Source organism: Oceanobacillus sp. FSL K6-0251 (assembly GCF_038004725.1).
Lineage (GTDB): Bacteria > Bacillota > Bacilli > Bacillales > Amphibacillaceae > Oceanobacillus > Oceanobacillus oncorhynchi.
Map to the genome: position 1 here is coordinate 3073641 of NZ_JBBORS010000001.1, position 13041 is coordinate 3086681.

A 13041-nucleotide genomic window follows, 5' to 3' on the forward strand; every position below is an offset into this window, starting at 1 on the left:
TCCACAGGACGTGGACGTTCTTAGTAGAAGTTCCTTTTTTTCCATGTCATTTTTATTGGACTTTTTGAACCTCCTCACATCATATAATACGGCTGCATATCGATGAACAACTGCAGCGTCTGCTTCCGTATCTCATCAGCATATGCCGATTGAATTTGTTCTAAATAGTTTATTAAGTCAGGTTCATGCTTGTATTTTATCATGCACTGATACCGATATCTATCTTTTATCCGTGCAATAGTGGAAGGTGTCGGGCCTAAAATAGTTGTTCCAGGTGACACAATCTCACTCAGCTGCTTTACAATCTCCCCCGTAACCTGTACGGCCCGGGCATGATTTTCATGCGATACGGTGACTAATACAAGGAAAACAAACGGCGGATATTGAAATGCTTTTCGGACAGCCATTTCATGCTGATAAAAATCTAAAAAATTGTGGCCGGCAGCATATGTCACACTATAATGCTCCGGCGTATAGGTCTGCACAATTACATTACCCGTGAGCTCATGTCTGCCTGCTCTACCGCTTACTTGCGTCAATAATTGAAAAGTACGCTCGGAGGCACGGAAATCAGGAAGATGCAGCATCGAGTCTGCTGATAACACTCCGACCAATGTCACATCTTTAAAATCCAAGCCTTTGGCAATCATCTGTGTCCCTAGTAAAATATCTGCTTTCTTCTCTGAAAACTGTTTTAATAATTTTTCATGAGAACCCTTGCGTCTCGTTGTGTCCACGTCCATCCGAATCACGCGAGCTTCCGGCAGAAGCTTCGCCAGGGACTCTTCCACCCGCTGGGTACCTGTTCCAAAGTAGCGGATAGAATCACTTTCACAGGATGGACAATGTGCTGGAACCGCCTGTTCGTAGGAACAATAATGACATTTAAGCCGATGTGAGTTCTTATGATAAGTTAATGCAATATCACAATGTGGACATTCGGATACATGGCCGCAATCACGGCACATCACAAACGTCGAATATCCTCTGCGATTTAAGAGCAGTACAATCTGTTCTCCACGCTCCATACAAGCCTTCATATTTTCCATCAGCGACGTAGAAAACATGGTCCGGTTGCCGGCATGCAGTTCTTTGCGCATATCGACAATCTCAACACTTGGCATTTGCTGCTGATTCGTACGGCTGGCAAGTGTTAACAGTTTGTAGACACCTTTTTTAGCTCTGGCATAGCTTTCTAACGAAGGCGTTGCACTGCCAAGCACAACCGGACAGCGATGACTGACCGCTCTTTCTATCGCAACGTCCCGGGCGTGATACCTTGGCTGGTCTTCCTGTTTGTAGGTTGTTTCATGCTCTTCATCAATAATAATAATACCAATATTTGAAAAAGGAGCAAATATCGCAGAGCGGGCACCGACAACCACTTGCACCTGCTTTTGCTGAATTTTTCTCCACTCGTCATACTTTTCTCCGGCAGAAAGACCGCTATGCATAACTGCTACACTGGATCCGAATCGGCCTTTAAAGCGGCGGACCATCTGCGGCGTTAACGAAATTTCCGGAACAAGAACAATCGCCTCCTGTCCTTTTGAAATCACATGCTGGATTGATTGCAGATAAATTTCTGTTTTACCGCTTCCGGTAACACCATGTAATAGAAATATATTATCCTCTTGATTCTCAATAGAGGCCATCACCGGTTTGATGGCCTCCGCCTGTTCTTCCGTAAGTTCGAATGCTTCTGTCTGTTCAATTGGCTGATTCTTATAAGGATCACGGAATACTTCCTGCTGAAATGTCTTTACAATCCCTTTGGATACCAACGTTTTCACAGTCTGAGCAGAGGTGCCTAAAGTTTGAATTAATTTCGCCTGTTCGATCGGCTCCGGATACTCAATAAAGAATTGAATCAGCTCTTTTTGTTTTTTTGCCTGCTTGGATAAATCCTCTAACGCCTCCATGGCACGCATTTCTGATACATCCAATTGCACCATGGTCAGCTGTTTTTTCGTAATTCTTGACTTCACATGATAGTAAATCGTAATATTTCCAGCTTCTATTTGTTTTTGTAATTGATAATAGCTGATAGAAGAAGCTGTGAATTCTTCAAATGAAATGGATTCTCTGCCTGCAAACAAATCCTCTAATTCCGGGCTGAGAAATTCGTCTGTCTCCCGTACCAAATCCTTCGTGTACTGGGATTTTAATACCTGGGGCAGCATCGTTTGAAATACGGTAATATATAAGCTAAGTGTTTTTTTGGCGACTGATTTCCCCAGCTGGAGCAGTTCCTCTGTTAAAACAGGTGTTATATCTAACACCTCATGCAGTTCTTTTACTTTTGATAAATGTGTTTCCTTCTTTAATTGGACAACAAACCCCATAATCTTCCGCGGTCCAAATGGCACAGTGACGCGCATACCGGGAGTAATGATTTCATGATATTTTTCTGGAACTAAATAGTCGTATGTTTGATTCGTTGCACTTGTCGGCACATCAACGATGACACTGGCAATTTTCAAATGGAATCATCCTTCATATCTTGTAAAATACAATCTAAGAGCTGGACTGCTATCTGTTTTTTGGTGGCCTGCTTCAATTCAATGACCGATTCCGCCTTATTAATGTAGGAAACAATATTTGTATCTCCTTCAAATCCTGCTCCCTCACGGCTGACATCATTGACAACAATAGCATCTAAATTTTTCTTCTTCCGTTTTCCCAGTCCATATTCAATAGGGGTGTCTGTTTCTGCAGCAAATCCGACTAAAAATTGATTTTCTTTTCTTTCTCCAAGTTTTTTTAGTATATCCTCTGTCCGTTCCAGAGTTATTACATCATCGCCTTCTTTTTTCTTCATCTTAGATGTTTGTACCTCTTTGGGACGGTAATCGGCTACCGCAGCTGATTTGATGACAATATCTTTATCAGCAAACTGCTCGTTCATCGCATCATACATTTCCTTGGCAGAAACAACATCGATTCGTTTTATCGATGGATGCTGCGCCTCTATCGACACAGGTCCCGCAACTAACGTAACATCTGCGCCCCGGTCTGCAGCTGCTTCAGCTAAAGCAAAACCCATTTTTCCGGAGGAACGGTTGGTGAAGAAACGTACCGGATCAATCATTTCCTTTGTCGGTCCGGCAGAGACAAGCACCTTTTTCCCCTGCATATCGAGTGTTCTCTGCTGATGACGTTCCAACACAGAAATAATTTCCTGGGGTTCTTCCAGACGGCCTTTTCCGACATAACCGCAGGCTAAATAACCATCACCCGGCTCGATAAAATGGTACCCCCACTTTTCAAGCTGTTTCATGTTTTGGATAACAGCCGGATGATCATACATATGCACATTCATTGCCGGAGCAATATATACCTCGGCCTGCGTTGCCAGCATGGTGGTGGAGAGCATATCATCTGCCTGCCCATGGGCCATCTTTGCAATAATATTCGCTGTTGCCGGAGCAATAATGGCGATATCCGCCCAGTCCGCCAAATCAATATGCGCTATTTTCTTTGGATTTTTTTCATCAAAGGTATCTGTATACACTGGATTTCTTGTTAATGCCTGGAAGGTTAACGGTGTAACAAATTCCGTCGCACTTTCTGTCATGATAACCTTCACTTCCGCACCAAGCTGTGTCAGCTTACTTGCAAGCGCACTTACCTTATAGACAGCAATACCGCCTGAAACACCTAAAAGTATTTTTTTCTGATGGAGCATGGAAAACATCCTCTCTATGATTTTTCTTCACGTATTCGTATGCTAAACAAGCATTTACATTTAAAAACATATTTCAACATTTTTTTATCTTCTCTATACATAGTTATAACATATAATAGGCTTTCTCTGCCGAATGAAGGCTTGGAAAAGAGGCCGGGCAAAATTTAAAACAACTCCGCTGCAAATAGAAAAACCTCTGCACCCCGAACAATTCTTGTATGAAGAATTATTCGCTGTGCAAAGGTCTTTATTGTTCTGTAATTTACATTTATTTTTTAATATAAAGCTTTCCAGCCTCAATTTCTTCTAATGCTTTCCCGACAAATTTATGCGATTTGGGACGGTCTACTAAAACTTCATTTGTTTCGCTCAGTTCTCTCGCTCTTCTGGCCGATAAAGTGACTAAACTGTATTTTGATTTAATTCTCGTTTGCAGTGAATCAATAGAAGGTTCTAACATCATGATAACTCATCCTCCAAAATTTGCTTATATTGTTTTGCGATTCTTTCCCGCTTTAAATGCTCACTTTTGATAATTGCTTTTACTTTATCAACTGCTGTTTCTACCTGATCATTGACGACAACATAATCATAGGCATCCATCATTTCTATTTCATTGCGAGCTTCCTTCAAACGGTTTAAAACAAGTTCCTGTGATTCTGTACCACGATTAACGATACGATTTTTCAACTCTTCTAAACTAGGAGGGAATAGGAAGATAAATACACCTTGAGGGAAATTTTTCTTCACTTGCATTGCTCCCTGCACTTCTATCTCAAGAAAAACATCAAGTCCTTTTTCAATTGTTTCCTCTACATATTTTCTCGGAGTCCCATAATAATTATTTACATACTGGGCATATTCTAAAAGCTCGCCTTCTTTCACCAGCTTTTCAAATTCTTCACGGGATTTATAAAAATAATCGACACCATCGACTTCCCCGGTTCTTCTGTCTCTGGTTGTCATGGAAATAGAATATTGAAGATCTAACTCTTCCTCAAATAATTTTTTACGAACTGTACCTTTTCCTACTCCTGATGGACCAGATAAAATAAATAAAATGCCTTTCTCTTTAATCAAACCATTTCCTCCTAATTTCCAGCTTCGTTATTCGTCTGCAATTTCATCGTTTGTCACAAGCCGTTGTCCTACTGTTTCAGGCTGCACTGCAGATAATACAACATGATCGCTATCCGTAATGATAACAGCTCTGGTACGTCTGCCATAGGTAGCGTCCACTAACTTATTATTATCTCTGGCGACCGTAATAATTCGTTTTACTGGTGCTGATTCCGGAGACACGATAGAAATAATGCGGTTTGCGGAAACAACATTACCAAAGCCAATATTTATTAAACTTAGATTCAAAATTTTTCCCCCTGCCATTTCTTTTCTATCTATAATAGTACCATTATACTGTATCTTTATTGAATTTTATACTATAAACTTTTTTGTTACAAGAGCAAAACCAAGAAATAGGAAAATAGAGTGAGATTTACAGGCTTTGAATTGCTTGGTTTATCCGTTTTATATAAGTGCCTGCAAATATTGTAATACACATTTTAAATAATGAAAACAGCTATCCGCCTTATCATAATAAATGGGATAGCTGTTTCCTGTCTTATCTTTTAGTAAATCCAAATAATACGGTCGGTAATGCTCCCAGTCCGACAATCAGGCACCAGTCAACCACAGACAAGCTGACGGTATGGAAAATCGGCTGAATCGGCGGGAAGTAAATAACAACTAAGAGCAGCAGCATGGACGACAGTACAGCTAAAATCAGGTATCTGTTTTCAAACAAATTTCTTGCAAAAATAGATTTTTCGCTGCGGCAGTCAAATACATGAATTAATTGTGCTACCACCAGAGTTGAGAAAGCAATAGTCTGCGCATAGACTAAATTGCTTGGGTCATTCTGGTAAGCAACAATAAATGCAATTAAGGTGACAACCCCAATCAAAATTCCCCTGCTGATAATCTTGTAACCGAGCCCTCGGGAGAAAATGCCTTCACGTGGATTCCGGGGTCCCCGCTTCATGACGTCTCCTTCCGCCTGATCCACACCTAATGCCATGGCCGGCAGTCCATCTGTCACTAAGTTCACCCATAGTATTTGCACAGGCACAAGCGGCAGCGGCAGTCCAAGCAGCATAGCAAAGAGCATCACTAAAATTTCTCCTACATTGGAAGCCAGCAGATAGCGGATAAACTTACGAATATTTTCATAAATATTTCTGCCTTCCTGAATAGCCGATTTAATGGTTGCAAAGTTATCATCCATTAACACGAGCGATGATGCTTCTTTTGTGACATCTGTTCCACTTATTCCCATTGCAATGCCTATATCACTTGCTTTCATCGCTGGTGCATCGTTGACACCATCTCCTGTCATTGCAACAATATGTCCTTTTTCTTGAAAGGCGTTGACGATTCGAAGTTTATGCTCTGGCGTGACACGTGCAAAAACATACGTATCTTCAATCGTGTCCACTAATTCAGCGTCTGACATCTGTGTTAATTCTTTTCCTTCCAATACTTTCCCGCTCTCTGGAAGAATTTCTAAATGGTTTGCAATTGCTCTTGCCGTATGCGCATGGTCCCCTGTTATCATCACCGTTTTGATTCCGGCTTCTTTACATTCGCGAACGGCTGCTTTTACTTCTTTTCTAGGAGGATCCATCAGCCCATACAGGCCAATCAAGGTCAAATCCTCTTCCAGCAATGCTGTATCTAATGAATCGGAAGGGGATAATACCCGAAAACCTATCGCAATCGTTCGGAGTGCTTTTTCCGCCATCCCTACCATTGCTTGTTCTGTCTGTTTACTCTGTTCCTTTGTTAAAACAGTCTTTCCATTCTTTGTTTGAATATGGGATGACCTCGGCAGCAGCATGTCCGGTGCACCTTTTGTAATCAATAAACGCATGCCATTATCATCTTCTATTACGACACTCATCCGCTTTCGATCGGAATCGAATGGTATTTCTTTGATAATCCGAAAAGGCTGTTTATCATTTTCATGAAAACCAAATTTATATGCTGCAACAAGTAACGCACCATCTGTCGGATCGCCATCCACTACATTCTTTCCTTTTTTTGTAGAAATGGAGGCATGATTACACAGCATGCCATATAGCAGCATCGATTTTAAATTAGAATGAGAATCCTCTACCTTCTTCTGATTAGATAAAAAATCTCCCTGTGTCTGGTATCCGTCCCCGGTAACATATAATGTTTTTCCATTTATATATACTTCCTTCACTGTCATTTGATTTTCTGTCATGGTGCCTGTCTTATCCGAACAAATAACAGAGGCACATCCTAGTGTCTCTACCGCTGAAAGCTTTCTTACAATGGCTTTCTTTTTAATCATCCGCTGGACACCAAGTGATAAAGCAACCGTAACAATCGCCGGCAGTCCTTCAGGAATAGCAGCTACCGCTAAGGAAACTCCTGCTAAAAACATTTCATACATTGGGTGCCCTTGGAATATCCCTGCCCCGACCACGAGTATCGTTAAGAATAAGGCGACAACAATCAGGATTTTCCCCAGCTCGGCCAATTTCATTTCAAGCGGTGTAATGGTCTTCTTGGTATTATCCAACAACGTGGCAATCTGTCCCATGACTGTTTTCATTCCTGTACCGACAACAATTCCTTCACCTGATCCCCGTGTAACTAATGTCCCCATAAAAGCCATATTCACTTGATCCTGGGCTTCTAATCCGTCCATTCTAATTTCTTTGGTATGTTTCGCAACAGGAAGGGATTCTCCTGTCAAAGCAGACTCCTCGGTTTCCAGGCTGGTTGTTTTAATCACTCTTACATCTGCTGGAACCCTGTCCCCGCTTGTAAACCGGACAATATCTCCTACCACAATGTCTTTGGATGGAATCTTGACCCACTGTCCATCTCGTCTGACACTGGCTATCGGCGCAGATAATTCTTTCAGTTTTTCTAGTGAATTTTCTGCTTTCTGCTCTTGAAAATAACCAATGATTCCATTAATTAATACAATCACCATGATCGCAATCGCATCAATATACTCCCCTAATAATCCGGCTATCAACGTGGCAGCTAATAAAACTAATACCATAAAATCCTGAAATTGCTTTAAAAACAAAATCCATCCAGGTATTTTTTTCTTCGCTGCTAGAACATTCTCGCCATATTGCTGACGTCTTTTCGCAACCTGCTTCTCTCCTAACCCGACATTCGATTTTACTTGTAATGTCTCTTCTAATTTTTCGGTTGTAAGCTGATACCATTTCATTATACATTCCTCCGGCAGACATAAATTGTACAAGCACTTAATCCATTTCTATGCCTCAACATCTAAAAAGATGCTATAATTGCCGATGAGGTGATTACTTATGCCATTCGACGGTATTGTAACAAGAGCGGTTACAGAAGAATTAAGAACGAAATTAGAAAGAGGAAAAATCAATAAAATCTATCAGCCATCGGAAACAGAGATTGTGATGACAGTCCGCAGCCAGTCTGTAAACCACAGCCTGCTTTTTTCTGTCCATCCCACCTATGCCCGTTTTCATATTACGAACGATTCCTATACCAATCCGAAAGAACCTCCTATGTTTTGTATGGTGCTGCGGAAGCATCTGACCGGAAGTGTAATTGAACAGATCGAACAAAAAGGAATGGAGCGGATCGTTACATTTACTATCCGGACTCGTAATGAAATAGGAGATATCAGTTATAAACAATTAATTATCGAACTCATGGGCAAGCATAGTAACTTTATTTTAGTCGACCAGGAAAAGGGGCATATTATTGACAGCCTGAAGCATGTTTCTCTGTCCCAAAACCGGCACCGGATGATTTTGCCGGGGCAGCAGTATCAGCTGCCGCCTGACCAGCATAAGCTTTCCATTTTAGATACCGACAGTGATTCCATTGTGAAAAAATTAGATTTCAATGCTGGCAAAATGGATAAACAGCTGCTTGGGTTATTAGAAGGCTTTTCCCCATTTGTGACGAAAAAAATGATCGAGCGTGTCCACCTTGGCACGAATCAGGATTTTGAGAATATGCTTTCCCTTGTTCAGAAGCAATTACAGGTAAATGATTATCAGCCTGCTATCTATCAGGAGCCAAAAGAAGATTTTCATGTACTGTCTTTTCCAGAAGAAAAAGCAGATACAGTATTTGAAGAGGTCAATACAATGCTCGATGCCTTTTACTCCGGCAAAGCCGAGCGGGACCGGGTCAAGCAGCAGGCAAAAGACCTCTATCGCTTTATTAAAAATGAACAGGATAAAAACGTCCGCAAGCTGAAAAAACATCGGCAGACGGTAGAAAAATCTGAACGGGCAGATCACTACCAAAAAATGGGTGAGCTTTTAACGGCGCATATGCATTTAGTCAAGCCGAATCAAAAAGAAATCTCCGTTGTAGATTATTATGATCCGGATCAAAAAGAAATCACTATTCCGCTAAACCCGAATAAATCACCAAGCGGCAATGCACAGAATTATTTCAAAACCTATCAGAAGCTGAAGAATTCCCGTAAGATGATGGAAACAGAAATCAAACGTACGAACGAAGAAATCGTTTATTTCGATCAGTTATTGCAGCAGTTGGATGTAGCAAGTACCGATGATATTGAAGAAATTCGCGAGGAACTCCGGGAAGAAGGATATTTGCGAAAACAGCGTGCTTCGAAAAAGACGAAAAAACCGCAGAAGCCAAAACCTGAAACCTACCAGTCTTCTGACGGCACAACGATATTAGTCGGGAAAAATAACAAACAGAATGAATACGCCACGATGCGGCTGGCACACCGTGATGATATCTGGCTCCATACGAAGGACATTCCCGGTTCACACGTAATCATCCGGGACAGAGAGCCAAGTGAAAAGACATTAGAGGAGGCTGCTGTTTTAGCTGCTTATTACAGTAAATCCCAGCAATCTTCTTCTGTACCGGTAGACTACACGTTGATTCGCCACGTAAAAAAGCCGAATGGCTCGAAACCTGGTTATGTGACGTATGATAATCAAAAAACACTGTTTGTGACACCGAAAAAAGAGATGGTAGATCAACTGAAAGTAAAATAAAAATCTGGTGTATCATTTCTCTGACGTGATACACCAAATTTTTATGAATAAAATATCATCCGGATTTATCACCTAAACCAATCATTAAATTAGAGCCTTCCCCTTCTAAATGATAAACTCATACTATAATTATTAATTAAAATCATCTGGAAAAGAGGTTAAAATATATGAAACTTGTTGGAATATCAGGTGCACTTGCAGGAGATAAAACATCAATTGTTGTTAATCAGATTCTAGTCCACGCTCGTCGTTTCGATTCATCCATAAAAACGGAATTAGTGGACTTAAGAGATTATGAAATCGACTTTTTTAACGGTGCTCCCTTGGCAGACTATAATGAAGATACCTGGGATGTAGTTCAAAAAATTGCTTCCGCTGATTTCCTTGTGTTTGGGACTCCAATTTATCAAGCATCGATTTCTGGAGCGTTAAAAAATCTGTTTGACCACTTACCGGAATACACTTTTAAACATAAAGTAACGGGAATGGTTGCTACTGGATGGTCAGACCGGCATTTTCTTGTCATGGAATATCATCTAAGATCGATTCTGTCTTATTTTAAAGGCTTAGTTCCAACCGGGAATGTGTTTGTCCATAATAGTGCTTTTAATATGGACAGTGATGAAATTATTGATGAACGTGTTTTGGAAAGACTTCAAGCGCTTGGAGAGGAAATGGTTTCCTTGCAGCAGGGGATGAAAAATCAGTAATCTATGTATAAAAAAATCCAGCCTTTATCGGCTGGAATTTTTTTATACATAGATTTTTAAACTGCGGTCGGTTTCAGTTCAACATCAATATTACCTCTCGTTGCTTTCGAATAAGGGCAAAATTGATGCGCAGCTTCTGCCAGTTCTTCCGCTTCTTTCTGATCAACGCCTTCTATTTTGATATGCAGAGTTGCGCCGATTTTAAAGCCGTCGTCAGCAGGGTCTTTCATAAAATGAACTTCTGCTGTTGTTTCTGACGTAATATTTTTTCCCTGATTGGATGCCATTAAATTAAGTGCCCCATCATAGCAAGCTGCGTAACCAGCAGCAAAGAGCTGTTCCGGGTTGGAGCCTTTTTCATCTGATTTATTTCCGGCTGGATTAACTAAGTTAACATCGATAATCCCATCATCTGATTTTACATGTCCGTCTCTGCCGTTTTGTGCGGTTGCTTTTGAACTGAAAATAATATTACTCATTGAAATCACTGCTCCTTTATCATTTAATCTAATGGTACTATTTCCTTTATTCATTTTCTTTAAACCTTTTTTCTAAAGATACTTTATTTTAATCTGCGATAAAGTGAAACTTCATTCAGTGGGAGGCCTTTTCTACCCCACTGAATGTTAGTTGAACCAATCGGGCCGTTGGCTGTTAGATCTCCTACTTAGAATGTTCGATTTCTCCCTATTTTTGAAGCGGGAGTCTTACAAAAGCCTTTCGATGGGACGAGTAATCGCAGGCCCAGCCAGTTACACTGCGACAAAATCATAATTTTCCAGCAGCCGAAGAAAATGATCGACCTGCGGGAGCTGGCGGATCCCTTCCTGGAAGCAGACCCATGTATCTCGGGTTACTGCCTTTTTCTCTAAAAATAAAGGAATATACGGATAGTGCTCCTTCAGATGATTTGAGACACTGCCGGGCAATACAGCCATGCCAATTCCCTGCTTCATAAACTGTTTACACGTTTCGATTTGATCCACAGTCATCTTTTTTTGCGGTTTAATGTAATTCTGCTGTTCAAACAACCAGCTGTCGACAAGCTCATGCATGCTGTCATCACTCTTAAAGGAAATAATAGGTCTTTCTTTTAAAGCTTGCTCCGGAAATGGTTCTGTATCAAAAATATAGAGCGGATCATCAAACAAATGGACCGAGGACGTTTCTTTTAATTTTTCCCCGCGAATAATGCATACATGATATTGCTTATGATTTTGTTTGATATTTTCACTGATGCCTGTTACTAAATCAATCGTTACCTTGGGGTAAGCAGCAGTGTATTCCCCTAAAATGTCCGGCAAGTAACGCTGGCTGATCAACGAAGAACAGGCAATCGACAGCGTACCTTGTATCGCTTCGCCCGTCTCTGCTAAACGATTTTTAAATTGCCGTTCCTTTTCCACCGTTTCTTTGGCATGCTGAATAATTTGTTCTCCAGCAGGTGTGGGTAATAAACGTTTTGATGTTCGTATAAATATCTCTTCTCCAAAATAGTTCTCCATGTATTTCAAACGCTGGGTAACCGCTGGCTGGGAAATGAGAATCGCTTTTGCTGTTCCCCTTATCGTGCCAATTTCATAGAGTTTTAAAAGGATTTCATAATCATCCATCCGCATAGCAAAAACCTCCGATAAGTACAGGTTATCATTTTTGATTATAATATAGTATTTTACTTATCCAAGTATATCATATAACATCAGTTTAAGAAGACTTTCCAGCATGAATTGCTCATGAAATTTACTTTCTACTGAAAATTAAGAAAGGAACGGTGTTAAATGGATAAAAAATTGCAGAACAAAGAATTATTCACAAAAAGGAAGGATGCTTATGTCAACAGCCGTACACATAGCAACCCCGCCGCTTTACAAAAAATCACGGAATGGTTAAAGCCATCCACTGACCAAATCATTTTAGATATAGCAACAGGAGGAGGTCAGGTCGCAAAAACGTTAGCTCCCTTCGCCAAACAAGTTATCGCAACTGATTTAACTCCATCCATGCTGACAGGTGTGAGAAATAGCATAAATGAAAACGATAACATCCTGCTGATTATTGCTGATGCAGAGGAACTTCCCTTTCTGGATGACTCTATGGATATCATCACCTGCCGTATCGCGGCCCATCATTTTCCACGACCTGAGAAGTTTATTCAAGAAGTATATCGTGTGTTGAAGCCTGGCGGAAAATGTTTATTTGTTGATAATGTAGCTCCAGAGGAGGATGCAGCTGATCAATTTTTAAATCAGCTGGAAGCCATGCGTGATCCCAGTCATGAACATGCCAAAAAAATCTCCGAATGGAAAAAACTATTTTCTAAACATCCATTTACGTTACTGCAGGAGGATATACGGATAAAAGAGCTTCCTTTCCAAGACTGGCTTGACCGTACTGTAGATTCGGAGGAAGTACGCCAGCAGGTTACTCGTTTTATCGAAACAGCCGATGAAAAGCTGCAAGAAGCGATACGTTTACAAAAAGATGAAAATACCATTCTCTCCTTTTCCATTGATGAATGGATAAGTATGTGGGAAAAATAAAAATAAGAAAGGATGTGCCCTCT

Annotated in this window: 11 protein-coding genes; 3 read left to right on the top strand and 8 right to left on the bottom strand. The window is 40.7% G+C overall.

Features of this window, described 5'->3' with window-relative positions:
* Positions 1 to 74 precede the first annotated feature (74 nt).
* From priA to MKY45_RS15435, 6 genes are all read right to left on the bottom strand, one after another.
* Positions 75 to 2483: a primosomal protein N' gene (gene priA, locus MKY45_RS15410; RefSeq protein ID WP_193063351.1), complete on the bottom strand. Its 2409-nt coding sequence runs from the start codon at positions 2481 to 2483 to the stop codon at positions 75 to 77.
* Positions 2480 to 3688, bottom strand: a complete 1209-nt coding sequence (gene coaBC / locus MKY45_RS15415) for a bifunctional phosphopantothenoylcysteine decarboxylase/phosphopantothenate--cysteine ligase CoaBC (RefSeq protein ID WP_341173085.1) — start codon at positions 3686 to 3688, stop codon at positions 2480 to 2482. The genes priA and coaBC overlap by 4 nt, the downstream gene beginning before the upstream one ends.
* Positions 3689 to 3956: 268 nt before the next feature.
* Positions 3957 to 4151 carry a DNA-directed RNA polymerase subunit omega gene (gene rpoZ, locus MKY45_RS15420; protein ID WP_084613001.1) on the bottom strand — a complete coding sequence of 65 codons (195 nt, stop codon included), beginning with the start codon at positions 4149 to 4151 and terminating at the stop codon, positions 3957 to 3959.
* The gene (gene gmk, locus MKY45_RS15425) at positions 4148 to 4768 is read right to left on the bottom strand and encodes a guanylate kinase (RefSeq protein ID WP_042535124.1); all 621 of its coding nucleotides are present in this window, start codon (positions 4766 to 4768) and stop codon (positions 4148 to 4150) included. Before gmk ends, rpoZ begins: the two co-directional genes overlap by 4 nt.
* A 27-nt stretch (positions 4769 to 4795) precedes the next feature.
* The gene (gene remA / locus MKY45_RS15430) at positions 4796 to 5056 is read right to left on the bottom strand and encodes an extracellular matrix/biofilm regulator RemA (RefSeq protein ID WP_042535126.1); all 261 of its coding nucleotides are present in this window, start codon (positions 5054 to 5056) and stop codon (positions 4796 to 4798) included.
* 253 nt (positions 5057 to 5309) lie between these two features.
* Positions 5310 to 7964 carry a calcium-translocating P-type ATPase, SERCA-type gene (locus tag MKY45_RS15435; RefSeq protein WP_193063348.1) on the bottom strand — a complete coding sequence of 885 codons (2655 nt, stop codon included), beginning with the start codon at positions 7962 to 7964 and terminating at the stop codon, positions 5310 to 5312.
* 100 nt (positions 7965 to 8064) lie between these two features.
* Between MKY45_RS15435 and MKY45_RS15440 the strand changes: the two genes are divergently transcribed.
* Both MKY45_RS15440 and MKY45_RS15445 read left to right on the top strand, forming a co-directional pair.
* Entirely contained in the window at positions 8065 to 9768 is a 1704-nt protein-coding gene (locus MKY45_RS15440; protein WP_341173086.1) for an Rqc2 family fibronectin-binding protein, read from the top strand.
* 167 nt (positions 9769 to 9935) lie between these two features.
* The gene (locus MKY45_RS15445) at positions 9936 to 10478 is read left to right on the top strand and encodes an NADPH-dependent FMN reductase (protein WP_193063344.1); all 543 of its coding nucleotides are present in this window, start codon (positions 9936 to 9938) and stop codon (positions 10476 to 10478) included.
* Positions 10479 to 10534: 56 nt separating this feature from the next.
* On the opposite strand, the gene MKY45_RS15450 is transcribed toward MKY45_RS15445, so the two are convergent.
* Both MKY45_RS15450 and MKY45_RS15455 read right to left on the bottom strand, forming a co-directional pair.
* Positions 10535 to 10957 (bottom strand): organic hydroperoxide resistance protein, encoded by a 423-nt coding sequence (locus MKY45_RS15450; protein WP_042535135.1) that lies wholly within the window; start codon positions 10955 to 10957, stop codon positions 10535 to 10537.
* Positions 10958 to 11230: 273 nt separating this feature from the next.
* Positions 11231 to 12097, bottom strand: a complete 867-nt coding sequence (locus MKY45_RS15455; protein ID WP_341173087.1) for a LysR family transcriptional regulator — start codon at positions 12095 to 12097, stop codon at positions 11231 to 11233.
* 159 nt (positions 12098 to 12256) lie between these two features.
* Between MKY45_RS15455 and MKY45_RS15460 the strand changes: the two genes are divergently transcribed.
* On the top strand, positions 12257 to 13018 hold the full coding sequence (locus MKY45_RS15460; RefSeq protein WP_341173088.1) for a class I SAM-dependent methyltransferase: 762 nt from the start codon (positions 12257 to 12259) through the stop codon (positions 13016 to 13018).
* Positions 13019 to 13041: the final 23 nt, after the last annotated feature.